The sequence below is a fragment of the Micromonospora sp. LA-10 genome (assembly GCF_051853095.1).
Taxonomy (GTDB): Bacteria; Actinomycetota; Actinomycetes; order Mycobacteriales; family Micromonosporaceae; genus Micromonospora; species Micromonospora echinospora_A.
The window spans coordinates 2,320,479-2,344,231 of record NZ_CP195710.1 but is presented as its reverse complement, the minus strand read 5'-3'; the positions used below and the strand labels follow the sequence as shown (position 1 = coordinate 2,344,231).

The following is a 23,753-nucleotide window of genomic DNA, read 5'->3' as shown; positions in this document are numbered from 1 at the left end:
CGGTCGGGCGTCCGCCCCGTCGGCCCGCACCCCTCGATTGCGCGAGCCACGCGCACTCGTCGCTGACCGGCCCCCACGGTCGTTGCCGAGACCGCGGGGGCCGATCGCGGCTCAGCGCCGGTGCTGCGCGAACAGCGGGCGGTAGTCCGAGTCCTGACGGAACCAGGCCAGTCCGGCCGGGCCGGCGGCGTACAGGGCGGTGGCGTAGGCGTCGGCGACGGCCAGGTCCGGGCCGATCACGGTGGCGGCCGCCAGGCGGTCGGTCGGCTCGCCGGTGTGCGGGTCGATCACGTGCCCCCGCCGCCCGGTGACGCCGGAGGTGCCCACCGCGCCGGTCGTCATCTCCAGCACGACAGGGGTCCGCCGGGTGTCGGTGGGGTGGTGCACCGCGACGCGCCACGGCCCGCCGTGCGCCGCGCGCCCGCGTACCATCAGGTCGGCGCCGCTGAGCACGGCGTAGTCGTGGACGCCGGCGGCGCGCAACCGCGCCGCCGCCCGCTCCACCGCCCAGCCGCCGAGCAGGCCGCCCGGGTCGAAGCCGCCGGGCACCGCCCAGGCGTCGAACCAGCCGTCGGTCGCCGCCCGCATCGACGCGCAGAGGTCGATCAGGTCGGCCAGCGGGGGGTACGAGTCAGGGCTGATCTCGTCGCGGCGCAGCCGGGACACGAGGCTGTCCGGCCGGTTCGGTCCGTAGGTGATGTCGACGGCCCGCAGTTCGGCGACGGCGTCCCGCAGCGCCTCGCCCACCACCCGGTGGCCGAGCCACTCGGGCGCGTTGAGCAGCAGCGTGTAGTCGGCGGTCGAGGTGGTCACCGTGTGCCGGACGCTGATCCGGCCGGACGCCCCGCCGGGCCGCTCGACGCGGTGGCTGCTGGCGCCCAGGTGCAGGTCCGGACGGACCGGGCGGAACGCGGACTGATCGACCCAGCGGGTACGGGGTTGCTCGTCCGCCCAGTGGGTTCGCCGGTGCTCGATCCGCATGACACCTGCCCCCTCGGTGGTCGCCGCCGTGTCGCGGCGGTGGCCGGTCCCGGGCCTGCGTCGACCCGATCGAACCCGACCCTAAGCAGTGGAGATGACCACACCATGAGTGCTGCCTGGGAGGATCCTGTGACTCGCGTTCCCGAATGGTGGAAGAGTCGTACCGGGGGCCGGGACACCGACGTACCGTTGCCGGGAACGTCGAGACGAGGAGCATCAGGTGGCACGCATCGCGGTGGTGGCCGGCGACGGCATCGGACCCGAGGTGGTCGCGCAGGCCCGCAAGGTCCTCGACGCGGTGCTGCCCGGCATCGAGGCCACCGAGTACGACCTGGGCGCGGCGCGCTGGCACCGCACCGGCGAGGCGCTGCCCGACTCCGTCCTCGACGAACTGGCCGGCCACGACGCCATCCTGCTCGGCGCGGTCGGCGACCCGACAGTGCCGCCGGGCGTGCTGGAGCGCGGCCTGCTGCTCAAGCTCCGGTTCGCCTTCGACCAGTACGTCAACCTGCGCCCGTCGCGGCTCTGGCCCGGCGTCGGCGGCCCGCTCGCCGCGGTCAAGCCCGGCGAGGTCGACCTCGTGGTGGTCCGCGAGGGCACCGAGGGCCTGTACGCGGGCGCCGGTGGCGCGCTGCACCGGGACACCCCGGCCGAGGTGGCCACCGAGGAGAGCCTGAACACCCGGCACGGCGTCGAGCGGGTCATCCGCGACGCCTTCGCCCGCGCCCGCCGCCGCGAACGGCGCAAGGTCACGCTCGTGCACAAGACCAACGTGCTCACCCACGCCGGGTCGCTCTGGTCGCGCGCCTTCGCCGCGGTGGCCGCCGAGCACCCCGACGTCGCCACCGAGTACCAGCACATCGACGCCGCCGCGATGTTCCTGGTGACCAACCCGTCCCGCTACGACGTGGTGGTCACCGACAACCTCTTCGGCGACATCCTCACCGACATCGCCGCCGCGGTGACCGGCGGCATCGGGCTGGCGGCCAGCGGCTGCATCAACCCGGAGGGGCGCTACCCGTCGATGTTCGAGCCGGTGCACGGCTCCGCGCCGGACATCGCCGGCAAGGGCGTCGCCGACCCGGTCGCCGCCGTGCTCTCCGCCGCGCTGCTGCTGGACCAGCTCGGCCACGCCGACGCCGCCGCCCGGGTGACCGCCGCGGTCGGCGCCGAGCTGGCCGCGCGTACGCCCGGCGCGCCGCTGCGCACCGAGGAGGTCGGCGACCGGCTCGCCGGGTACGCCGTATCCTGACCGGGCCGATCCTTCCTGGCGGCCCGGTAACGGGCCGCCAGACCCGTCTCCGGGCCCGCTCCGGCGGTCCGGTGCGGCGTGACCGCCCGTGGGGCGGATCTATCCGCTGAACGACCGTTCGGGGTAAGTTTCTGGCACCAGTGACGTCGGCGTGCGATCCCGCATGCCGTGAACCCGCAGGGAGGTCAGCGCGATGAGCGGTGGTGACAAGCTCGATTTCGAGATCCGTCCGAATCCCGCGCCGGTATCCGCCGCCGACCGGGCCGCCCTGCTGGCGAACCCCGGTTTCGGCCGGGTCTTCACCGACCACATGGTCACCATCCGCTACGCCGAGGGCAAGGGCTGGTACGACGCCCGCCTGGAGGCGCGCGCGCCGATCCCGATGGACCCGGCCGCGGCGGTGCTGCACTACGCGCAGGAGATCTTCGAAGGGCTGAAGGCGTACCGCACCGGTGACGCGGTGACGATGTTCCGCCCGGAGGCGAACGCGGCCCGGTTCGGCGCGTCCGCCCGCCGGCTCGCCATGCCGGAGCTGCCGGAGGCGACGTTCGTGGAGTCGCTGCGCCGGCTCGTCGAGCTCGACCAGGCGTGGATCCCGGAGCACGAGGACGCCAGCCTCTACCTGCGTCCGTTCATGTTCGCCAGCGAGGTCTTCCTCGGTGTGCGCCCGGCCAACGAATACCTCTACTGCGTCATCGCCTCGCCGGCCGGGGCGTACTTCTCCGGCGGGGTGAAGCCGGTGACGGTCTGGGTCTCGCCGGACTACACCCGGGCGGCGCCCGGCGGCACCGGCGCGGCGAAGTGCGGCGGCAACTACGCCGCCTCGCTCGCGGCGCAGGCCGAGGCGATCGAGGCCGGCTGCGACCAGGTGGTCTTCCTGGACGCGGTCGAGCGGCGCTACGTCGACGAGCTGGGCGGCATGAACGTCTTCTTCGTCTACGACGACGGCAGCATCGTCACCCCGCCGCTGGGCGGCACGATCCTGCCCGGCATCACCCGCGACGCGATCCTCACGCTGGCCGCCGAGGCCGGGCACGAGGTGCGGGAGGAGCCGGTCGCTTTCGCCGACTGGCAGGCGGACGCGGCAAGCGGGCGGCTGCGCGAGGTGTTCGCCTGCGGCACGGCCGCCGTCGTCACCCCGATCGGCGGCGTGCGCTTCCCGGCGGGCGAGTTCCTCATCGGCGGCGGTGAGCCGGGCCAGGTCACCATGGCGCTGCGCCAGAAGCTGGTGGACATCCAGCGCGGTCGCGCCGACGACCCGCACGGCTGGGTCACCCGGGTCCTCTGACCGCCCGCGCGGTGGTCGGGGAGTTTGCTCCTCGACCGCCGCGGGGCCGGGTCAGTCCAGCAGGTGGGTGCGCAGGGACTCCAGCTGCGCCTCGGTGACGCCGGCGTGGGTCAGGTAGCCCTCGACCGAGCCGTAGCCGGCGCGCAGCTCGGCCAGGAATAGCTCCATCGTCTCGGCGGGGGACGCCAGGAACGGCGGCGGCGGTTCCTCCGCGTCCGGCAGCGTGGCCCGTACCCACTCGGCGAAACGCTGGGAGGCGGCGGTGCTCAGCGCGTAGTCGGCCACCACGTCCTCGTCGGGCACCCCGAGCACGGACAGCGTGAGCGCGCAGACGATGCCGGTGCGGTCCTTCCCGGCGACGCAGTGCACCACCACCGGGGCGTTGGCGCTGTCGGCGATCAGCCCGACCGCCTCGGCGAGCCCCGCCGTGCCGGTGCGTGCCAGGTCGGCGTACCGGTCGGCCAGGTAACGGGCCAGGCTGACGCCGGAGGCGTCGAACCTGTTCGCGCCCCAGTCCTCGTGCTCGGGGTGGATGTGCCGGTAGGTGAGCCCGTCGTAGGCGGGAACCCGGCCGTCGCGCTCCACCTCGGTGGGGCGGCGCAGGTCGATCACGGTACGGATGCCGAGCGCGGTGAACGCCGCCCGGTCGGTCTCGTCGATGCGGTGCAGCGAGTCGGAACGGTAGAGCCGGCCGCGCCGTACGGTGCGGCCGTCCTGAGTGGCGTATCCGCCGACCTCACGGAAGTTGAACAGGGTGGGGAAGGGGCTCTCCGGGGCGTCCACATCCGACACGGTACGGCCGGCGGGGCGTTCCCACGTCCCCGCCGGCCGTCGCCGAGGTGTCAGATGCGCGGCGGTACGTCCGGCGGCAGCGCCGAGTGGTTCTCGCCGTAGTAGCCGCCGAGCCGGTCCCGGTAGCCCGGGTCGGCGTGGCTGGCCTCGTCGAATTCCGGGGCGGCCTTGATCTGGTCCTTGTCCCGGTCGATGTGCACGGTACGGGCGTCGTGGTCGACGAGGTTCACGGTGCCGGCCGGGAGCATCACCTTCTTGCCGAAGATCCACGGCCCGGTGTCCACCACCAGGAAGCTGTCGTCCACCTCGTGGCTCGCCCGGTCGATCTTGCCGATGGCGCCGTCGGTGGCCTCGACCTTGTAGCCGGTCAGGTCGGCGCTCGCCACGCCCGCCTCGTCGCGGTAGCGCCACGGGTCGAAGGCGCCCGCCGGGGCGCCGCCGGCGACCGCGCCCCGGCCGTCGTCGAGGATCGGCTCGGTGCCGCCGTGTGTGGCGCGCGGGTCCAGTTCGTCCATTGCCGCCCTCCCGTTCCGACGGCCGCGGCCGTCGCGGCGCCGTTCTCCGTCGACCGGGTTACCCACCCTTCCGGCGCGCCAACCCGCCGACGCCGAAGGGCCGGCGCCACGGTGGTGGCGCCGGCCCTCGGGTCGCCGGTCCGCGCCGGTCGGGCACGTCCGGGCGGGTGGATCAGGCCAGCGCGGCCTCCGCGTCCAGGGTCACCGCGGCGGCGTGTACGACGGCCGCGATCCGCAGCCCCTCGTGCACCTGGTCACGGCTGAACCCGGCGGCGCGCAGCGTCTTCTCGTGCGACTCCAGGCAGACGCCGCAGCCGGTGATCGCCGAGACGGCGAGGCACCACAGCTCGAAGTCGGTCTTCTCCACGCCGGGGCGGGCGATGATCTGCATCCGCAGCCGGGCCGGCAGCGACGCGTACTGCTCGTCGCCGATCAGGTGCTTGGCCCGGTAGTAGACGTTGTTCATCGCCATCACCGCGGCAGCGCCCTTGGCCGCCTGGACCGCCTCGGGCGTGAGGTGACCGGCCGCCTCGGCGGCGATCTCCCGCAGCACCACCGGGTTGCGGGCCGCCACCGCGCAGGCCAGGGCGGTGCCCCAGGCCTGCTCCGGCTTCAGCGTCGAGGTGGTGATGGTGGAGCCGAGGTTGAGCCGGATGTCCTTGGCGTACTCCGGCAGGGCCGCCTTGATCGTGTCCAGACCCATGTCAGGCCCCGGCGCCGGCGAGGAGCGCGTTGGCGTCGAGCGTCGCCGCACCCTTGTTCCAGTTGCACGGGCACAGCTCGTCGGTCTGGAGCGCGTCGAGCACCCGCAGCACCTCGGAGACGTTGCGGCCGACCGATCCGGCGGTCACCATGACGAACTGGATCTCGTTGTTCGGATCCACGATGAAGGTGGCCCGCTGGGCGACGCCGTCGGAGCCGAGCACGCCGCAGGCGGAGGTCAGCTCGCGCTTGATGTCGCTGAGCATCGGGAAGGGCAGCTCGCGCAGGTCCGGGTGGTCCTTGCGCCAGGCGTAGTGGACGAACTCGTTGTCGACGGAGACGCCGAGCACCTGGGCGTCGCGGTCGGCGAACTCGCCGTTGAGACGGCCGAACTCGGCGATCTCGGTGGGGCAGACGAAGGTGAAGTCCTTCGGCCAGAAGAACACGACGCGCCACTGGCCCTCGTGGGACTTGTGGTTGATCGTCTCGAACGCCTTGTCGGGGTCGAGCGATACGCAGGCGGTGAGTTCGTACTCGGGGAAGTGGTCACCGACAGTGAGCACGGGTCCTCCTTGAGCGTGGCCGGGCAGGGTAGCCGGGCCAGTAACTGGATCGGTTCAAGATTCTTCCGGAGCCCTGTTTGTGCTCGTGGAGGGCTTTGTCCGGGTGTGAAGACGATCACCGGCCACGGGATCGTCCCGGAATATGGGTTTCGCCTCCCAAATCCGTGGGCGAGGTGGCAGAGTACGGGTCGTGACCAGCTTCGTCCTGATCATTAGCAGCTAGCGCGCCGGCCCTTCCTCGCCGAGCGCGCAGACCTCCCGCATCCGCGGGGGGTCTTTTTGTTTGCTCCCCAGGACGGACACGAGAAGAGGACTCCGATGACCTTCCAGGTGTACGACACGACGCTGCGCGACGGCGCACAGCGCGAAGGACTCACGTACTCGGTGGTCGACAAGCTGGCGGTGGCCCGCCTGCTCGACGACCTCGGGGTCGGCTTCATCGAGGGGGGCTGGCCGGGCGCGGTGCCGAAGGACACCGAGTTCTTCCGCCGGGCCCGCACCGAGCTGGAACTGCGGCACGCGATCCTGGTCGCCTTCGGGGCCACCCGCAAGGCCGGCCTCGCGGTCGAGGACGACCCGCAGGTGCGCGGGCTGCTTGACGCGCAGACCCCGGCCGTCGCCCTGGTCGCCAAGGCGGATCTGCGGCACGTGGAACGGGCGCTGCGCACCACCGCCGAGGAGAACCTGGCGATGATCCGCGACACCGTGTCGTACCTGGTGGCGCAGGGCCGGCGGGTCTTCGTCGACGGGGAGCACTGCTACGACGGGTTCCGCTTCGACCCGGGCTACACCACCGCCGTGGCGGAGACCGCGCTGGCCGCCGGCGCCGAGCGCTTCGTGCTCTGCGACACCAACGGCGGCATGCTGCCCTCCCAGGTCACCGCCGTGATCGAAGGGCTGGTGGCGCGGACCGGGATCGCGCCGGAACGGCTCGGCATGCACGCGCAGAACGACACCGCCTGCGCGGTGGCGAACACCATCGCCGCGGTCGAGGCCGGCATCCGCCACGTGCAGGGCACCGCCAACGGCTACGGCGAGCGCCCCGGCAACGCCGACATCTTCGCGATCGTCGCCAATCTTCAGCTCAAGCTGGGCATGCCCGTCCTACCGGAGGGCTGCCTGGAACAGATGGTGCGGGTCTCGCACGCCATCGCCGAGATCGCCAACATCGCCCCCGACACCCACCAGGCCTACGTCGGGGCCGCCGCCTTCGCTCACAAGGCGGGGCTGCACGCGAGCGCGATCAAGGTCGACCCGTTGCTCTACAACCACGTGGAACCCACTGTGGTGGGCAACGACATGCGGATCCTGGTGACCGAGATGGCCGGCCGGGCCAGCATCGAGCTCAAGAGCCGTGAGCTCGGTCTGGACCTGGCCGGCCATCCGGACACCCTGTCCCGGGTCACCGGGCGGGTCAAGGAGATGGAGGCCGACGGCTGGTCGTTCGAGGCCGCCGACGCCTCGTTCGAACTGCTGGTCCGCTCGGAGCTGCCGGGCGCGGCGCCGGTCCGGCCGTTCACGCTGGAGTCGTACCGGGTGCTGGTCGAGCACCGCGAGGACGGCGCCGTGGTCTCCGAGGCGACAGTGAAGATCCGGGTACGCGGCGAGCGGGTGATCGCCACCGCCGAGGGCAACGGCCCGGTCAACGCGCTGGACGAGGCGCTGCGGGTGGGACTGGCGCGGCACTACCCGGAGCTGCGCGAATTCGAGCTGGCCGACTACAAGGTCCGCATCCTGGAGGGCAGCCACGGCACCGGCGCGGTGACGCGCGTGCTCGTGGAGACCGCCGGGGCCGGCCGTGACTGGACCACTGTGGGCGTGCACCCGAACGTCGTCGAGGCCAGCTGGGTCGCGCTCGTCGACGCCCTCACCTACGGCCTGGACCGGGCCCGTGTGTCCGGCGGTACCCCGGCCTGACTCAGCCGGCCGGCAGGCGCAGTTCGACCAGCAGCGCGCGGTGATCGCTGCCCGGCACCGGGAAGGTGCCGGCGGCGCGCACCGCGATGCGCCGGTCCACCAGGACGTGGTCGATGGTGACCGGCGGGATCGGGTCGCCGTCGTACGGGCCCCAGGTGCCGCCGAACCCGGCCCCGGCCGCGTCCGCCGCGTCGGTGTAGCCGGTGGCGATCAGGTCCCGCAGCGCCGCGTGGTCGAGCGTGGCGTTGAAGTCCCCGGCCAACACGCTCAGCCCGCCGTCCGGGGTGGCCGGCGGTTGGGCGCGCTGGTCGGTCCACCAGTCCGGCACCACGTCCACCGCGTACGGCGCGGCCGGGTGCGCCGACTCCACACGTAACGGCGGCGCCCCCGGCACCGTCACCGTCGCGTACGCCTGGGTGAAGAAGAATCCCTTGTTGCGGCGGTGCCCGGTGTCGCGCAGCGGGTGGCGGGAGTACACGCCGGAGCCGGTGGAGCCGACCTCGGGGCTCAGCGACCGGTGCGGCAGCAGCGTGGCCAGGCCGAGCCGGTCCAGTTCGGCCGCGAGCGCCGGGGTGAGTTCCTGCACCGTGAGCACGTCCACCCGGCGCGTCCGGACCAGGCCGACCAGTCCCGCCGCGTCGGCCGAGCCGAGGAGCAGGTTGGCGGTGAGCAGCCGCAGCGTCGGCCCGTCGGCCGGAGGACGGGTGTCGGGGATCGCCCGGGGCGCCACCGCGCCGATCAGTGACAGCGCGGCGAGGGCCGCGACCACCGCCGGGGCCCGGCGCCGCAGGGCGAGCGCCGACACCGCCACCACCGGGGCCACCGCGGCGACGTACGGCGTGAAGGCGATGACCAGCACCAGCGGGCCGCGTTCCAGTCCGGCCAGGCGTACGAGCGCCCAGGCGGCGACCAGCGCGACTGCCAGCCAGCACGCGGCGGTGGCCCAGCGACCGCCCCGGGTGCCGCTCCGGGACAGGTCCGGCGCCGTGATCATGGCCGTCAGACTACCCGGGTCCGCGCCGCCGCGATGCCCGGCGAAACAATTTCGTGAATGCTCGCCCGCAATTCCCGAGCACTTTTTCGATCGACCGGACACGCAATACGAGCTATTGACCGACTGCATTTCCCGGTGCTACGTTCCCCCTGGTTGAGACGTCGCGACTCTCTGTAGTAAGGCCAGCTCACGAGCGGTGCGCTCCCCGGGCGGATACCCGATGATCCGCAATTTTGACGCGCGCAGTCGCCGTATCACCACGTTTTACCAAGGGAGAAATCATGGCCACATTCTTCAAACGAAAGGCGACGGTGGTGGCGCTCGCCGCGCTGTCCCTCACCCTGGCCGGTGGAGGGATCGCCGCAGCCGCCCAGTCGGAGGCACGGCCCCAGCCCGGCGCCCGGCACAGCACCGCGCAGCCGCCGGTGACCCGCCGCCGAGCGGCAGGCCGCCCGTGCCGCCATGCGTGCCACGCTGGCCCCGCCCGCGCCCGGCCAGGTCGCCTGGGCCGTCGTGTCGGCCAACGGGACGCTGCTGCAGCACTCCGGCAACGTGGTGTCCTCGCTCCGGTTCGTGCCCGGCCCGGGCGTGTCCGCCGGGCAGTACCAGGTGCTGTTCGACTACAACGTGAGCCAGAAGTCGTACCACGTCTCCATCGGCACGAACGACACGGCGAACGTGCCGCCGGGCGGTGAGGTCTCGGCCGCGCCGCGCACGCTGACCCCGAACGCGGTCTTCGTGCAGACCCGCAACTCCGCCGGTGGCTTCGCCGACCGGCCGTTCCACATCCTGGTCGCCAACTGACCCGTCCGGCCACGCGCCGGCCCCCGCTGCGGCGGGGGCCGGTGTCGTGTTCCGTCCCGGTCCGGCCCGCGCCGCGACGGTTCGCGCCGTTGCCGCCCGATCGGGGAGATGCTGCCCGTCCGGTTCGGCCACTGCCCCTCCGGCGCAGATAATCCGACGTTTGTCGCCGGTCCGGCACGGGAAGCAAGCACCGTGACGGACATCTCGGACACCCTGGCCAGCGTGCCCAGCCCGGTCGATGCCGACGCGAGCAGCGTCGAGCTGGACCAGACCCTCGTCGAGGTCAAACGCGTGATCGTCGGGCAGGATCGGCTCGTCGACCGCCTCCTCACCGCCCTCATCGCCGACGGTCACTGCCTGCTGGAAGGCGTACCGGGGGTGGCCAAGACACTCGCCGCGCAGACGCTCGCCACCGTGGTCGGCGGCACGTTCTCCCGCATCCAGTTCACGCCCGACCTGGTGCCCTCCGACATCGTCGGCACCCGCATCTACCGCGCCTCGACCGAGCAGTTCGACGTGGAACTGGGCCCGATCATGGCGAACCTGGTGCTCGCCGACGAGATCAACCGGGCTCCGGCCAAGGTGCAGTCGGCCCTGCTGGAGGCGATGGCCGAGCGGCAGGTCTCGATCGGCGGGCGGAGCTGGCCGGTGCCGGAGCCGTTCCTGGTCCTGGCCACCCAGAACCCGATCGAGTCCGAGGGCGTCTACCAGCTTCCCGAGGCGCAGCGCGACCGCTTCCTCATGAAGGTCGTGGTCGACTATCCGAGCGACGCCGACGAGCTGGCCATCCTCTACCGGATGAGCACCGAGCGCCCCACCGCGAGCACGGTGCTCGACCCGACCCGGCTGCGTGACCTCCAGCGCCGCGCCACCGACGTCTTCGTCCACCACGCGCTCGCCGAGTACGTGGTCCGCCTCATCCTCGCCACCCGGGACCCGCAACGCTTCGGCCTGCCCGACATCGCGCCGCTGCTGGCGTACGGGGCCAGCCCCCGGGCCACGCTCGGCCTGGTGGCGGCCGCCCGCGCGCAGGCGCTCATCCACGGCCGGGACTACGTGCTCCCCGAGGACATCCGGGACCTGGCGGTGGACGTGCTGGCGCACCGCCTCGTGCTCACCTTCGACGCGGTCGCCGACGGGATCTCCGGCGAGGACGTGGTGCGCCGGGTGATCGAGGCGGTGCCGCCGCCCCGGCTGGTGAACGGGCCGACCGAGGTGGCGCCGGACCTGGCGGCGGCATGACCGGCACGGCCGAGCCCGGGCTGACCGACCTCGCGCCCGACCAGCGGCTGCGCCGGCTGGAGCTGACTGTGACCCGGCGGCTCGACGGCCTGCTGCACGGCCGGTACCGCGGCCTGCTGCCCGGACCCGGCAGCGAGGCGGCCGGCAGCCGGGAGTACCGCCCCGGCGAGGACGAGGTACGCCGGATGGACTGGGCGGTCACCGCCCGGACCACCGTTCCGCACGTCCGCGAGGTCGACGCGGACCGGGAACTGACCACCTGGCTGCTCGTCGACGCCAGCCCCAGCATGGAGTACGGCACGTCCACGCTGGACAAACGGGAGCTGGCGGTGGCGGCCGTGGCGGCGGTCGGCTTCCTCACCGCCGGAGTCGGCAACCGGCTCGGCGCCCAGGTGCTCACGCCGGACGGGCTGCGCCGGTTCCCGGCCCGCAGCGGGCGTACCCATCTGCTCGGGCTGCTCCGCGCGCTGCTCGGCGCCCCGCGTACCGGCGGCCTGCCGGACTCCGGCGGCGCGGGCGCGGCCGGCGCGCGCCCTCGGGACGCGGTGCCGGGCCTGGTCGACGGGCTGGACGGCCTCCAGCGCGTCGCCACCCGGCGCGGGCTCGTGGTGATCGTCTCCGACTTCCTCGACGAACTGCCCGACGACCCGGACACCGCGCCGCCGCCGTGGGCCGCGGCGCTGCGCCGCCTGGCGGTACGGCACCAGGTGCTCGCGGTCGAGGTGACCGACCCGCGCGAGCTGGAACTGCCGGACGTCGGGCTGATCACGCTCGTCGACCCGGAGAGCGGCCGGCACCGCGAGGTGTGGACCGGCGACCCGGGCCTGCGCGAGCGGTACGCGCGCGCCGCCGCCGAGCAGCGCGACCAGGTACGCCGCACGCTGCGCCGGGCCGGCGCGACCCACCTGGCGCTGCGCACCGACCGGGACTGGTGCGCGGACGTCGTCCGGTACGTGCACGAGCAGCGCCGGCTGGCCATGGTGCCGGCTGCCGCCCGCGGAGGTGTCGCATGACCTGGCAGTCACCCGCCCGCCTCTGGCTGCTGCTCGCCGTCGTCGCGCTGGTCGCCGGCTATCTGGTGCTGCAACGGCGGCAGAGCAGGTACGCGGTGCGCTTCACCAACCTGCGCCTGCTCGACCGGGTCGCCCCGCGGCGTCCGGCCTGGCGGCGGCACGTCCCGGCGGGCCTGTTCCTCGCCATGCTCGCGCTGCTGGTGGTCGGGTTCGCCCGGCCCGAGGCGGAGGTGCGGGTGCCCCGGGAACGGGCCACTGTGATGGTCGCGGTGGACGTCTCCACCTCGATGCTCGCCGGTGACGTGGACCCGGACCGGTTGACAGCGGCCAAGGAGGCGGGCCGGCGGTTCGTCGACGGGCTGCCGGACGAGTTCAACGTCGGCCTCGTCGCGTTCGCCGGCAGCGCGGCGGTGCTGGTGCCGCCGAGCACCGACCGGGAGGCGCTGCACGACGGCATCGGGCGGCTGGCCGAGGGCATCACCGGCGTGCAGGGCACCGCCATCGGCGAGGCGATCAGCACCTCGCTCGGCGCGGTCAAGAGCCTGGACGCGACCGCCGCCAAGGACCCGCCGCCGGCCCGGATCATCATCCTCTCCGACGGCGCGAACACCTCCGGCATGGACCCGATGGAGGCCGCCGACCAGGCGGTCGCCGCGAAGGTGCCGGTGCACACCATCTCCTTCGGCACGCCCGGCGGCTCGGTCGACCGCGGCGGCCGGGCGATCCAGGTGCCGGTGGACGGCCAGACGCTGCGGGCGGTCGCCGAGCAGACCGGCGGCGGCTTCCACGAGGCGTCCACCACCGCCGAGCTGAAGGACGTCTACGAGGACATCGGCACCTCGGTCGGCTATCGCACCGAGCGGCAGGACATCTCGGCCCGCTTCATCGGCCTCGGGCTGGTCCTGGCGATGGGCGCCGCGGCCGGCTCGCTGCGGTGGTTCTCCCGGCTGCCCTGACCCGCACACCACGACGGCACGACATGTGAGGAGCCAGGCATGGCAGTGCAGACCGGACTCGGCGAGCCACGCGGACCGTGGTTCGTCTCGCCGGAGCTGGACCCGGACGGGCGCGGCCACCGGGACGTACCCGGGGGTGGGCCGGAGGCCGGGCGGCGCAGCATGCGGCACCGGCTGCTGAGTGTGGCGGCGGTGGTGGCGCTGTCCACCGTCTCCGGCGCGGCGGCCGGCACCTGGGCGGCCGACCGGGGCGCGCCGGGACCGACGGCGGCCTCCGCCGCGCCGGTGCCGGCGGAGCTGGTGACCGCCGCCGGCAAGACGGTGCCCGGGGTGGTGTCGGTGATGGTCGGGGGCCGTTCCGGCGCGTCCGCGTCCGGCTCCGGGTTCGCCATCGACAACGAGCAGCACATCGTCACCAACGACCACATCCTGGCCCGGGGCGGTGCCGGCGCGGTGACGGTGGAGACCTCGGACGGGCGGCGTTTCCCGGCCGAGGTGGTGGGCCGGGAACCGGCCAGCGACCTGGCCGTGCTGAAGGTGCCCGCGTCGGCCGGGTTGCCGCCCTTGCCGCTGGCCAAGGCGAACTCGACCAGGGTGGGGGAGCCGGTGCTCGCCGTCGGGTCGCCGCTCGGGCTCGCCGGGACGGTCACCGCGGGCATCGTCAGCGCGCTCAACCGGCAGGTACGCATCGGCAACGGCCGGCACACGGCGGTGCAGACCGACGCCTCCATCAACCCGGGCAACTCCGGTGGGCCACTGGTGAACGCGCGCGGTGAGGTGGTGGGCGTGAACACCGCGATCGCCACCATCGACGGCAACGGGTCGATCGGCATCGGCTTCGCCATCCCGATCGACCAGGTCCAGCAGACCGCCGACACCATCATCGGCCGGGGCGGCTGAGTCGCCGGCGCGGCCACCCGCGCGGGGTTGCTCCGGCGCCCCGCGCGGCGCTGACCTGCACAAGCGTCGCAAGATCGGTGCGAAGTGTCGGATATCCGGCGTGGGATCATTGGGGCATAGAAATATTACGCTGAGTATGGATACTGGCGGAGGTGGAGCAAGCTGTCATTGCGGCCCTCCTCGTGGTGGGCCTGATCATCGGCGCCGGTGTCGGCGCCTCCTACGCGCGTGCGAAACGCGGCTGGACGGACTACCAGACGATCCGGACCAGCGTCCCCGGCGCCCGGCGCAACGCCTGGCTCGCGATCCGGGGCGTGGTCGTCAAGCTCGCGGTGATCGCCCTGCTGCTCGTCGGCGCGGCCGCGTACGCGGCGTCCGGCGGCGGCGAGGAACGGGCCGGTCCCACGCCGAGCGCCACCCCCACCCCGAGCCACCGCGCCGGGCGCTAGCCTCGGGGAGTGGACGACGGACTGCGGGTCACCGATCGGCTCGTGGTGCCCGCCGCCGAGCTGCGCGAGCGGTTCTCCCGCTCCTCCGGCCCGGGTGGGCAAGGAGTGAACACCACCGACTCCCGGGTGGAGCTGAGCTTCGACCTGGGCGGTTCGCCGAGCGTGCCGGAGGCGCTGCGGGAACGCGCGCTGGCCCGGCTCGCCGGCCGCCTGGTCGGCGGCGTGCTCACCGTCACCGCCAGCGAGCACCGCGCCCAGCTGGCCAACCGGGAGGCGGCCCGCGAGCGGATGGCCGCGCTGCTGCGCGAGGCCGTCGCCCCGCCGCCGAAGGCGCGCCGCCCGACCCGCCCCTCCCGTGGCGCGAAGGAGCGCCGTCTGGCCGAGAAGAAGCGCCAGTCCCAGCGCAAACGCGACCGCCGGGTGGACGGCGACTGACCGAAAATCCGTTGAGCCGCCACACGCGCCGCGCGGAGAATTCCGCCACGTGATCGACTTCTCCGTCAAGCCCACGCTCACCGGCGAGCTCGTCGTGCTGCGCCCGTTCCACGACGACGACCTGCCGGCGCTCGCCGAGATCCTGGCCGACCCGGAGGTGGCCCGGCTGACCGGCAGCCCGGCCGGTGAGACGTTCGAGCCGTCCCGCCTGCGCGCCTGGTACGGCACCCGCAACAGCCAGGACGACCGGCTCGACCTCGCGGTGGTGGACCGGGCCGGCGGCGCCTGCGTCGGTGAGGTGGTCCTCAACGAATGGGACCGGACCAACGCGAGCTGCAACTTCCGCACGCTCATCGGCCCCGGCGGCCGCGACCGCGGCCTCGGCACCGAGGCGGTCCGGCTCATCGTCGGGTACGGCTTCGAGCAGCTCGGCCTGCACCGCATCGGCCTGGAGGTGTTCGCGTTCAACCCGCGTGCCCGGCGCGCCTACGAGAAGGTGGGCTTCGTCGCCGAGGGGACGCTGCGGCAGGTGCTGCGCGACGGCGACGACTGGGTGGACGCCACAGTCATGTCGATCCTCGCCCCGGAGTGGAACCGGCATCGGGGGCACCCGGAGGCTTGAGCCGGAGGCGTCGAAGCGCTTCAATGCGTACGAGGAGCTTCAGGGCCGTCACCGACCACCACGTCACAGTGACAGGAGTCCCTTCCGCATGTCCCGAAACCCGCTGCGCGCCGCGCTGACCGCGCTCGCCGCGCTGCTACCGGTCCTCGCCCTCGGCCTCACCCTCACCACCACCACGCCCCCGGCCGCCGCGGCGGCCACCCCGGTCCGCGTCATGCCGCTCGGCGACTCCATCACCGGCTCGCCCGGCTGCTGGCGAGCACTGCTCTGGAACCGCCTCCAGTCCACCGGCCACACCGACGTCGACTTCGTCGGCACGCTCGGGCCGCAGGGCTGCGGTGTGCCGTACGACGGCGACAACGAGGGGCACGGCGGCTACCTCGCGACGAACGTGGCGAACCAGAACCTGCTGCCCGGCTGGCTCGCCGCCACCCGGCCGGACGTCGTGCTCATGCACTTCGGCACCAACGACGTGTGGAGCAACATCGCGCCCGCCACCATCCTGGCCGCGTACTCGAAGCTGGTGGACCAGATGCGGGCCGCCAACCCGGCCACGACCGTGCTGGTCGCGAAGATCATCCCGATGAACCCGGCGAGCTGCCCCGAGTGCGGCTCGCGGACGGTGGCGCTCAACGCGCTCGTCGACGGCTGGGCGGCCGGGAAGACCACAGCCGCCTCACCGATCGTGGTCGTCGACCAGTGGACCGGGTTCAGCACCGCCACCGACACCTACGACGGCGTGCACCCCAACGCGGCCGGGGACCAGAAGATGGCCGACAGGTGGTACCCGGCGCTGACCGCCGCGCTCGACCGCACGACGCCCGGCCCGACGACGAGCCCCACGCCGTTGCCGACCGTCAGCCTCAGCCTCAGCCCGTCGCCCACAGTGGGCCCGACGTCGGCGCCCGGCGGCTGCACCGCCACCTGGCGGACCGCCGGTCAGTGGCCGGGCGGATTCCAGGGGGAGGTGACCGTGCGCAACGACGGCACCGCGCCGATCGCCGGCTGGACCGTGCGCTTCCCGCTCGCCGGGGGCCAGCGGATCAGCCAGGCGTGGAGCGCCGACGTGACCCAGAGCGGAACCACTGTGACCGCCCGGAACGCGGGCTGGAACGGCGCCTTGGCCCCGGCCGCCCAGACCACGTTCGGGTTCCTGGCCGAGGGAACCGCGCCGAGCCCGGCGCTGACCTGCGCGGCGAGCTAACCGTCGCGTGCCGGCCGGCTCCGCTCAGCGGGTGCCGGCCGGTACGGCCCGGTCCAGCGCGGCCAGCAGCCGGGACCGCAGCCCGGCGGCGCGCTCGGCGAACCCGCGCTGCGCGGCCGCGTACTCGGCCCGGCCCTCCGGGGTCTCCACACGCATCGGCGGGTACCCCAGACCGGCCAGGTCGTACGGGCTGGCGCGCATGTCCAGCGTCCGGATCTCCCGGGCCAGCTCGAAGCAGTCCGCCACGAGTTCCGAGCAGACCAGCGGAGACAGCTTGTACGCCCACTTGTAGAGATCCATGTTGGCGTGCAGGCAACCCGGCTGCTCCAGCGAATGCTGGCTCTCCCGGGTCGGCTGGAGCACGTTCAGCGGGCGGGCCGGCGCGGTGAAGAAGCGGAACGCGTCGAAGTGGCTGCACCGCACGCCGCGCTCCTCGACCACCGCCGCCGTCCGCGCCGGACTCAGCCGCAGCGGCCAGGAGTTGTGCCGTACCTGCTCCTGCGTCTGCCGGTAGACCATCGCCCACTCGTGCATGCCGAAGCAGCCGAACTGCGCCGGCCGCCCGGCGGTCGCCGCCAGCAGCGTACGGATCCAGGAGATCGACTCGGCGCGCCGCGCGCGTACCCGATCGGTGTCGAGGGTGAGCCCGGCGGCGCTCGCCGTGTAGTCCGGGCCGAAACCGGCCGGGTCGGCGTCGCGCAGCGCCACGCCCGCGCCCGGATGCCAGCGGCGCAGCTGGGCCGGACGGTACGAGTAGTACGTGAAGAGGAAGTCCTCCACCGGATGCTTCACGCCCGACCGGCGGCGGCCCAGATGCGGCGTCAGCCACGCATCCACCCGCTCCTCGTGGGCGTGCCGGCGCGCCTGCCAGTCGGCGACGTCGAGCGCGGGGGCGAGGGCGGCGGTCACGCACCCCAGGGTACGACCGCCACCCGTCACCGGGTCAGGGCACGTCCACCCGCACGCCCGCGGAGAAGACGCCGCTGCGCAGCTCCAACCGCTTCGGCGGCTCGCCGCCGCGCATGGTGAACACCAGCGGCAGCAGCACCCGCCGCCCGGCGGCCACCGGCTGCGAGAAGACGTCCCGACCCAGGTTCGCCACCCGGGTCGCGTCCTCGTCGGCGGCCACCCAGTTCCCGCTCGGCAGGTACGCCCGCTGCAACTGCCCGTGCCAGGTCTGGTCCTCGTTCGTGACGTTGCGCACCCCGACCGTGGCCAGGCAGGGGCGTCCGCCGCCGGGCGCCGCCGGCAGGACGCCCTCGCCGCAGCTCACCCGGTAGACGGTGAACTCGAACGCGGTCTCCCGCAACGGCTGGCCCAGCCCGCCGGTGACGCTGCTGCCCACCCACGCGCCGCTCGTCGGCTGCTTGGTGGTGTCCATCGCCGCCACCCGCTGCGTGGCCGACCACGCCGCCGCGCCGACCACGCCGGCCAGCACCGCCGCCGCCACGCCCACCACCAGCCAGACCGGCGGCCGGCGTCGGCGGCTCGCGGGCGTCGGCACCGCCGTACGCGGATAGACGGTGCCCCGTTCGGCCGCCCCTTGGCCGGGCGTGCCGTGGCCCGGCGTGGCCTGGCCCGGTCCGCCTTGGCCGGGCGTGCCTTGGCCCTGCGTGCCGCCTCCGGGGACTCCCGTGCCTGCCGTCCCGCCGGGTGCGCCGCGGGCCATCGTGCCCGGCGCGACGCTTCCCGCCGCCGTGCGCCGGCGGCGGCGCCACACCGCCCACCACAGCACGCCCGCGGTGACCACCAGCAGCGCGGTGAACGCGGCCAGCAGCACCGGTGGCCGCCGCCAGGCCGGGGCGGCCGTCACCTGCGCCGCCGGGGCCGTCGCGGCGCCCACCCAGGTCGCCGTGGCGCAGTCGTACGGGCGCGTGCCGTCCGTGCCGTAGACGCAGGTGGGCGCGGTCAGTGACCGGCCCGGGCCGGGAATCGACAGCGCGGTGTGCAACGTGGTGGTGCTCTTCGCCGGCAGGCGCAACCGCCACGTCACCTCCCCGGCGCTCGACCCGGCGGGCCGGGTGCTCCGCCCACCGCCGGTCACCGTGGTGGCCCGCGACCCGCTCGGCAGCTCCTGCCGCACCATCGTGTCGACCGGCGCCGTGCCGGCGTTGCGGACCTCGATCCGGTAACCCGGCGCCGGAGTGCCCGCCGCGCCGACCGCCACGCTCACCGGCGGCATCGACGGGCGGACCGGAGCCGGGCCGGTGGTCGGCACCGCCGGAGGGACCGCCGGCACGCCGGTCGGGATCGGGGTCGCCCCCGCGCCGGGCAGCGCGACCGGGACGGCGGCCGGCGGTGGAGCCGGTTGAGTGGGGGTGGCGGCCGCGCGGGGCGTCGCCGGGGACAGCGCCGGTACGGCGGCGATGACGCCGAGGCAGTTCACGAACACTGCCAGGGCCCTGTGGTGTCGTCTCGATGCAGGCATACCAACGAACCTCCGGAACCGAAGCTATGGGCCGGGCCCCGCCGGGCGGGTACGAAGCCGCCATTCCCGCCCCGTCCGGCGCGATCCGGCGTACCCTGTCGCGCTCTCGCCGGTCCGGCGCCGGCGGGCGGCGAGGGTGTCGCGCGGGGCCGCCGGGCGCGCCGCCCGCCGGTGTCCGCCGGGTGACACGCGGGCGGGGATAGATTGGCCGGGTGCGTATCGCTCGTTTCGCTCATGCCAAGGGAATGTCGTTCGGGGTCGTCGAGGGCGAGCCGGAGGCCGGGCCGCAGGGCCTGACCATCGCCGAGATCGAAGGCCACCCGTTCGGGCAGATCCAGTTCTCCGGCGCCCGCTGGGCGCTCTCCGACGTCCGGCTGCTGTCGCCGATCCTGCCCAGCAAGGTGGTCTGCGTCGGCCGCAACTACGCCGAGCACGCTGCCGAACACGGCAGCGAGGTGCCGAAGGAGCCGCTGCTCTTCCTCAAGCCGTCCACCTCGGTGATCGGCCCGCGCGACGCGATCCGGCTGCCGATCTTCTCCAAGCAGGTCGAGCACGAGGCGGAACTCGCCGTGGTCATCGGCGCCCCGGGCGCCCGCCGTGCCGACCGGGCCGCCGCCGAGCGGGCCATCTTCGGCTACACCTGCGCCAACGACGTCACCGCGCGGGACCTGCAGCGCTCCGACGGGCAGTGGACCCGCGCCAAGGGCTTCGACTCGTTCTGCCCGATCGGGCCGTGGATCACCACCGGTCTCGACGTCAGCGATCTGGAGATCCGCTGCGAGGTGGGTCGTAACCCGGAGGAGATGGAGGTACGCCAGATCGGCCGGACGAAGGACATGGTGTTCGACGTACCGGGCCTGGTGTCGTACATCTCGCACGTGATGACGCTGCTGCCCGGTGACGTGGTCCTGACCGGCACGCCGGCCGGGGTTAGCCCGCTCACCGAGGGGGATACGGTCACCGTGCGGATTCAGGGGATCGGGGAGCTCAGCAACCCGGTGGTCCCTGTCGCCTGATTCGCTCCGATGCCTCGTTTCCGCTGGTCAGGTGGGTTTCGAGGGGTTGGATTTGGCCTGTCGGCACCGGGAGGGTAAAGTTCATTCCCGGCGCCGCAAGGGGCCAATGGGGTATGGGGTAATTGGCAGCCCGACTGATTCTGGTTCAGTTAGTCTAGGTTCGAGTCCTGGTACCCCAGCGCAGCCGCGAGTTCGCAAGAGCTCACGGACGCTGGATTCCGGCAGCTCACGCTGGCGGAGTGCAATGAAGGTTCTGGCCCCGTCGTCTAGCGGCCCAGGACGCCGCCCTCTCAAGGCGGTAGCGCCGGTTCGAATCCGGTCGGGGCTACAGCACCGACAGCCCGTCCCGTTTTCCGGGGCGGGCTTTCTGCTGTCCGGGCAACGCTTTCGCGTGCGATGGGGGTGACCCCCGCGGCGGGTACCGGACGCGATGCCGCTAGACTACTGCCACGCCACCCGGCAGGGCGGCGAAGCAGGAAAAGTGCCTGGCCCCGTCGTCTAGCGGCCCAGGACGCCGCCCTCTCAAGGCGGTAGCGCCGGTTCGAATCCGGTCGGGGCTACGTTCACCGAACGGCCCGTCTCGCTCACGCGAGGCGGGCCGTTCGCGTTGTCCCACCCACCCCACCCCACCCCACCCCGCCCACCCCGCCCCGTTGATCATGAAGTTAGCGGCAGCCGGGGAGATCAAAAATGCCGCCAACTTCATGATCAACGCGAGGGGGTGCGGGCGGGCAGCCGGGGCCAGCCGGGCAGCCGTGGGGTCAGAGGCCGGAGAGGCGCTGGCCGGCTCGGACTACGGCCATGGCGTGGCGTTCGCCGGGGCGGCGGCCGAGGCGTTCGATCGGGCCGGAGATGCTGATCGCGGCGATCACCCGCCCGGTGCGATCACGGATCGGCGCCGAGACGCTCGCCACACCCGCCTCGCGCTCCGCGACGCTCTGGGCCCAGCCGCGCCGCCGCACCTCGGCCAGTGTGCGGCCGGTGAACTTGGAGCGGGGGAGCAGCGGCATGACCGCCTCCGGCGGCTCCCAGGCGAGCAGGATCTGCGCCGCCGACCCGGCGGTCATCGGCAGCACCGAGCCGACCGGGACGGTGTCCCGCAGGCCGCTGGCGCGCTCGGCGGCGGCCACGCAGATCCGTTCGTCGGCGCGCCGCAGGTAGAGCTGGGCGCTTTCGCCGGTGGCGTCCCGTAGCGCGGCGAGCAGTGGCTCGGCGGCGGTCAGGAGCACGTCCGGGGCCGCGTTCGCCAGCTCGCCCAGGCGTGGCCCCGGGCGCCATCGGCCCTGGGTGTCCCGGACGAGCATCCGGTGGATCTCCAGCGCCTGTGCCAGCCGGTGCGCGGTGGCACGGGGCAGCTTGGTGCGTTCAACGAGTTCGGCCAGGCTGGCGCCGTCGACACAGGCGGCCAGGATGACCACCGCCTTGTCGAGAACGCCGACACCGCTCATACTGTGTCCCACAAGCCGAAATTTACCTCCCAGAATTTAGGATGTCCAGATGGTGGGAGTCACTCAACCGAGGACCCTGGCCGAGAAGGTCTGGGACGCACACGTGGTCCGCTCCGCCGACGGGGAGCCGGACCTGCTCTTCATCGACCTGCACCTGCTCCACGAGGTGACCAGTCCGCAGGCGTTCGACGGGCTGCGTCTGGCCGGGCGCGGGGTCCGCCGTACCGACCTGACGATCGCGACGGAGGACCACAACACCCCGACCGGGTACGACGACCCGGCGTTCCGTCTCCGGCGCGGCGACCTGCTCACGATCGCGGACCCCACCTCCCGCACCCAGATCGAGACGCTGCGCCGCAACTGTGCCGAGTTCGGCGTCCGCCTGCACGCGCTGGGCGACGAGAACCAGGGCATCGTGCACGTCATCGGCCCGCAGCTCGGCCTCACCCAGCCCGGCATGACGATCGTCTGTGGCGACTCGCACACCGCCACCCACGGCGCGTTCGGCGCGCTCGCGTTCGGCATCGGCACCAGTGAGGTCGAACACGTGCTGGCCACGCAGACGCTGCCGCAGGCCCGGCCGAAGACCATGGCGGTGAACGTCGTCGGCGAGCTGGCCCCCGGCGTCACCGCCAAGGACCTGGTGCTCGCGCTGATCGCGCAGGTCGGCACCGGCGGCGGTCGCGGCCACATCGTGGAGTACCGCGGCGAGGCGATCCAGGCCCTCTCCATGGAGGGGCGGATGACCATCGCCAACATGTCCATCGAGTGGGGCGCCAAGGCCGGCATGATCGCGCCGGACGAGACCACGTTCGCGTACCTGAAGGGGCGGCCGAACGCGCCCCAGGGCGACGACTGGGACGCGGCGCTGGAGTACTGGCGGACGCTGCCCACCGACGACGGCGCGACCTTCGACACCGAGGTCACGCTCGACGCGAGCCGGATCACGCCGTTCGTGACCTGGGGCACCAACCCCGGGCAGGGCGTGCCGCTGGGCGCGACGGTGCCGACCCCGGAGGAGTTCGTCACCGAGCCGGAGCAGGTCGCCGCCCGGCGCGCGCTGGAGTACATGGACCTCACCCCGGGCACGCCGATGCGTGACCTGGCCGTGGACGTGGTCTTCGTCGGCTCCTGCACCAACGGCCGCCTGGAGGACCTGCGTGCCGCCGCCGACGTGCTGCGCGGCCACCAGGTCGCCGACGGCGTACGCATGCTGGTGGTGCCCGGCTCGGCCGCGGTCCGCGAGGCGGCCGAGGCGGAGGGGCTGGACAAGGTGTTCACCGACGCCGGCGCCGAGTGGCGTTTCGCCGGTTGCTCCATGTGCCTGGGCATGAACCCGGACACGCTGAAGCCGGGCGAGCGGTCCGCCTCGACCTCCAACCGCAACTTCGAGGGCCGCCAGGGCCGGGGCGGGCGTACCCACCTGGTGTCCCCGCCGGTCGCCGCCGCCACCGCCGTGGTCGGCCGGCTGGCCGCCCCCGCCGACCTGTAAGAAGGGCAGCCGACAGATGGACAAGTTCACCACCCACACCGGCACGGCCGTGCCGCTGCGCCGGTCCAACGTGGACACCGACCAGATCATCCCCGCCGTGTACCTCAAGCGGGTGACCCGGACCGGATTCGCCGACGGTCTGTTCAACGCGTGGCGGGAGGACCCGTCATTCGTCCTCAACGATCCCGCCCATTCGGGTGCGTCGATTCTGATCGCCGGCCCCGAGTTCGGCACCGGATCCTCCCGGGAGCACGCCGTCTGGGCGCTGCGGGACTGGGGCTTCCGGGCCGTCATCTCGCCCCGCTTCGGCGACATCTTCCGCGGCAACGCGCTCAAGGAAGGTCTCCTTCCGGTCGAGCTGGAATTGAAAGCCGTGGAAGAACTGTGGGATCTCGTGGAATCCGAGCCGACCACGCCGATCACTGTCGACCTCGCCGCCCGCCAGGTCCACGCCGGTGACGCCACCTGGGCGTTCCCGCTGGACGACCACAGCCGTTGGCGGCTGATGGAGGGCTTGGACGACATTGGACTCACCCTCCGGCACGAGGCGGAGATCGCCTCGTACGAGGCGTCCCGGCCGTCGTTCCTGCCCTCGGTAGCCTGACTCCGGCCCGAATTCGCCCCCACCGGTGTGCCCGGTGGGGGCGAATCCGTTACGACACAAGGGCTTTTTTCCACCGAATGTTTGTGTCCAGGCAGCACAGGGCATAACGTGCGCGCAGAATGGCTCGCGTCGAGTC

The 23,753-nt window shown here is 73.2% G+C and carries 24 protein-coding genes and 3 tRNA genes; 18 read left to right on the top strand and 9 right to left on the bottom strand.

What is annotated here, in order from left to right; genetic code table 11:
- Positions 1-111: 111 nt before the first annotated feature.
- Positions 112-981, bottom strand: a complete 870-nt coding sequence (locus ACSDG8_RS10880) for an FAD:protein FMN transferase (RefSeq protein ID WP_439427850.1) — start codon at positions 979-981, stop codon at positions 112-114.
- A gap of 220 nt (positions 982-1,201) precedes the next feature.
- Here ACSDG8_RS10880 and ACSDG8_RS10875 point away from each other — a divergent pair, with 220 nt between their 5' ends.
- Complete coding sequence (locus ACSDG8_RS10875; protein ID WP_210898827.1) at positions 1,202-2,233, top strand: 3-isopropylmalate dehydrogenase; 1,032 nt, start codon at positions 1,202-1,204, stop codon at positions 2,231-2,233.
- 193 nt (positions 2,234-2,426) lie between these two features.
- Positions 2,427-3,521, top strand: a complete 1,095-nt coding sequence (locus ACSDG8_RS10870; protein ID WP_210898829.1) for a branched-chain amino acid aminotransferase — start codon at positions 2,427-2,429, stop codon at positions 3,519-3,521.
- A 51-nt stretch (positions 3,522-3,572) separates the two neighbouring features.
- Here the strand turns inward: ACSDG8_RS10870 and ACSDG8_RS10865 are convergent, their stop codons facing one another.
- The 4 genes from ACSDG8_RS10865 to ACSDG8_RS10850 form a co-directional block, all read right to left on the bottom strand.
- On the bottom strand, positions 3,573-4,313 hold the full coding sequence (locus tag ACSDG8_RS10865; protein ID WP_210898831.1) for a tyrosine-protein phosphatase: 741 nt from the start codon (positions 4,311-4,313) through the stop codon (positions 3,573-3,575).
- Between the two features lie 50 nt (positions 4,314-4,363).
- Positions 4,364-4,828, bottom strand: coding sequence for a PRC-barrel domain containing protein (locus ACSDG8_RS10860; protein WP_210898833.1), 465 nt, complete (start codon positions 4,826-4,828; stop codon positions 4,364-4,366).
- A gap of 172 nt (positions 4,829-5,000) precedes the next feature.
- Entirely contained in the window at positions 5,001-5,531 is a 531-nt protein-coding gene (locus ACSDG8_RS10855) for a carboxymuconolactone decarboxylase family protein (RefSeq protein WP_210898834.1), read from the bottom strand.
- Position 5,532: 1 nt separating this feature from the next.
- Entirely contained in the window at positions 5,533-6,093 is a 561-nt protein-coding gene (locus tag ACSDG8_RS10850) for a peroxiredoxin (RefSeq protein ID WP_210898836.1), read from the bottom strand.
- 318 nt (positions 6,094-6,411) lie between these two features.
- On the opposite strand from ACSDG8_RS10850, the gene cimA reads away from it, so the two are divergent.
- Positions 6,412-8,010: a citramalate synthase gene (gene cimA, locus ACSDG8_RS10845; protein ID WP_210898838.1), complete on the top strand. Its 1,599-nt coding sequence runs from the start codon at positions 6,412-6,414 to the stop codon at positions 8,008-8,010.
- 1 nt (position 8,011) lies between these two features.
- Here the strand turns inward: cimA and ACSDG8_RS10840 are convergent, their stop codons facing one another.
- On the bottom strand, positions 8,012-9,004 hold the full coding sequence (locus tag ACSDG8_RS10840; RefSeq protein ID WP_439427849.1) for an endonuclease/exonuclease/phosphatase family protein: 993 nt from the start codon (positions 9,002-9,004) through the stop codon (positions 8,012-8,014).
- Positions 9,005-9,466: 462 nt separating this feature from the next.
- Between ACSDG8_RS10840 and ACSDG8_RS10835 the strand changes: the two genes are divergently transcribed.
- The 9 genes from ACSDG8_RS10835 (at position 9,467) to ACSDG8_RS10795 (ending at position 16,629) form a co-directional block, all read left to right on the top strand.
- A complete protein-coding gene (locus tag ACSDG8_RS10835; protein ID WP_439427848.1) occupies positions 9,467-9,808 on the top strand; it encodes a hypothetical protein in 342 nt (113 codons plus the stop codon).
- A gap of 192 nt (positions 9,809-10,000) precedes the next feature.
- Positions 10,001-11,050, top strand: coding sequence for an AAA family ATPase (locus ACSDG8_RS10830; RefSeq protein WP_210898843.1), 1,050 nt, complete (start codon positions 10,001-10,003; stop codon positions 11,048-11,050).
- Complete coding sequence (locus ACSDG8_RS10825) at positions 11,047-12,063, top strand: DUF58 domain-containing protein (protein WP_439427847.1); 1,017 nt, start codon at positions 11,047-11,049, stop codon at positions 12,061-12,063. Before ACSDG8_RS10830 ends, ACSDG8_RS10825 begins: the two co-directional genes overlap by 4 nt.
- Entirely contained in the window at positions 12,060-13,019 is a 960-nt protein-coding gene (locus ACSDG8_RS10820; RefSeq protein WP_013284520.1) for a VWA domain-containing protein, read from the top strand. Before ACSDG8_RS10825 ends, ACSDG8_RS10820 begins: the two co-directional genes overlap by 4 nt.
- Before the next feature lie 39 nt (positions 13,020-13,058).
- Positions 13,059-13,919 carry a S1C family serine protease gene (locus ACSDG8_RS10815; protein WP_120571224.1) on the top strand — a complete coding sequence of 287 codons (861 nt, stop codon included), beginning with the start codon at positions 13,059-13,061 and terminating at the stop codon, positions 13,917-13,919.
- A gap of 152 nt (positions 13,920-14,071) precedes the next feature.
- Positions 14,072-14,368 carry a hypothetical protein gene (locus ACSDG8_RS10810; protein WP_013284522.1) on the top strand — a complete coding sequence of 99 codons (297 nt, stop codon included), beginning with the start codon at positions 14,072-14,074 and terminating at the stop codon, positions 14,366-14,368.
- A 9-nt stretch (positions 14,369-14,377) separates the two neighbouring features.
- A complete protein-coding gene (arfB, locus tag ACSDG8_RS10805) occupies positions 14,378-14,803 on the top strand; it encodes an alternative ribosome rescue aminoacyl-tRNA hydrolase ArfB (protein ID WP_120571223.1) in 426 nt (141 codons plus the stop codon).
- Positions 14,804-14,852: 49 nt separating this feature from the next.
- Complete coding sequence (locus ACSDG8_RS10800; RefSeq protein ID WP_252449444.1) at positions 14,853-15,425, top strand: GNAT family N-acetyltransferase; 573 nt, start codon at positions 14,853-14,855, stop codon at positions 15,423-15,425.
- An 88-nt stretch (positions 15,426-15,513) separates the two neighbouring features.
- On the top strand, positions 15,514-16,629 hold the full coding sequence (locus ACSDG8_RS10795) for a cellulose binding domain-containing protein (protein WP_439427846.1): 1,116 nt from the start codon (positions 15,514-15,516) through the stop codon (positions 16,627-16,629).
- A gap of 24 nt (positions 16,630-16,653) precedes the next feature.
- Here ACSDG8_RS10795 and ACSDG8_RS10790 read toward each other — a convergent pair whose 3' ends face one another.
- Together ACSDG8_RS10790 and ACSDG8_RS10785 are read right to left on the bottom strand one after the other, a co-directional pair.
- On the bottom strand, positions 16,654-17,538 hold the full coding sequence (locus ACSDG8_RS10790) for a 3-methyladenine DNA glycosylase (protein ID WP_210943058.1): 885 nt from the start codon (positions 17,536-17,538) through the stop codon (positions 16,654-16,656).
- Between the two features lie 34 nt (positions 17,539-17,572).
- Positions 17,573-19,057 (bottom strand): hypothetical protein, encoded by a 1,485-nt coding sequence (locus ACSDG8_RS10785; RefSeq protein ID WP_439427845.1) that lies wholly within the window; start codon positions 19,055-19,057, stop codon positions 17,573-17,575.
- Between the two features lie 212 nt (positions 19,058-19,269).
- Here ACSDG8_RS10785 and ACSDG8_RS10780 point away from each other — a divergent pair, with 212 nt between their 5' ends.
- The 4 genes from ACSDG8_RS10780 to ACSDG8_RS10765 all read left to right on the top strand — a co-directional run bounded on the left by ACSDG8_RS10780 (position 19,270) and on the right by ACSDG8_RS10765 (position 20,633).
- A complete protein-coding gene (locus ACSDG8_RS10780) occupies positions 19,270-20,073 on the top strand; it encodes a fumarylacetoacetate hydrolase family protein (protein WP_210898861.1) in 804 nt (267 codons plus the stop codon).
- Between the two features lie 107 nt (positions 20,074-20,180).
- Positions 20,181-20,252: transfer RNA gene (locus ACSDG8_RS10775), tRNA-Gln, on the top strand.
- Positions 20,253-20,328: 76 nt separating this feature from the next.
- Positions 20,329-20,401: transfer RNA gene (locus ACSDG8_RS10770), tRNA-Glu, on the top strand.
- A gap of 159 nt (positions 20,402-20,560) precedes the next feature.
- A tRNA-Glu gene (locus ACSDG8_RS10765) sits at positions 20,561-20,633 on the top strand.
- A gap of 201 nt (positions 20,634-20,834) precedes the next feature.
- Here ACSDG8_RS10765 and ACSDG8_RS10760 read toward each other — a convergent pair.
- Positions 20,835-21,521, bottom strand: coding sequence for an IclR family transcriptional regulator (locus ACSDG8_RS10760; protein WP_013284529.1), 687 nt, complete (start codon positions 21,519-21,521; stop codon positions 20,835-20,837).
- A 49-nt stretch (positions 21,522-21,570) separates the two neighbouring features.
- Between ACSDG8_RS10760 and leuC the strand changes: the two genes are divergently transcribed.
- Together leuC and leuD are read left to right on the top strand one after the other, a co-directional pair.
- The gene (gene leuC / locus ACSDG8_RS10755; RefSeq protein ID WP_210942824.1) at positions 21,571-23,013 is read left to right on the top strand and encodes a 3-isopropylmalate dehydratase large subunit; all 1,443 of its coding nucleotides are present in this window, start codon (positions 21,571-21,573) and stop codon (positions 23,011-23,013) included.
- A 16-nt stretch (positions 23,014-23,029) separates the two neighbouring features.
- On the top strand, positions 23,030-23,617 hold the full coding sequence (gene leuD, locus ACSDG8_RS10750) for a 3-isopropylmalate dehydratase small subunit (protein ID WP_210900406.1): 588 nt from the start codon (positions 23,030-23,032) through the stop codon (positions 23,615-23,617).
- The last annotated feature ends 136 nt before the right edge of the window (positions 23,618-23,753 follow it).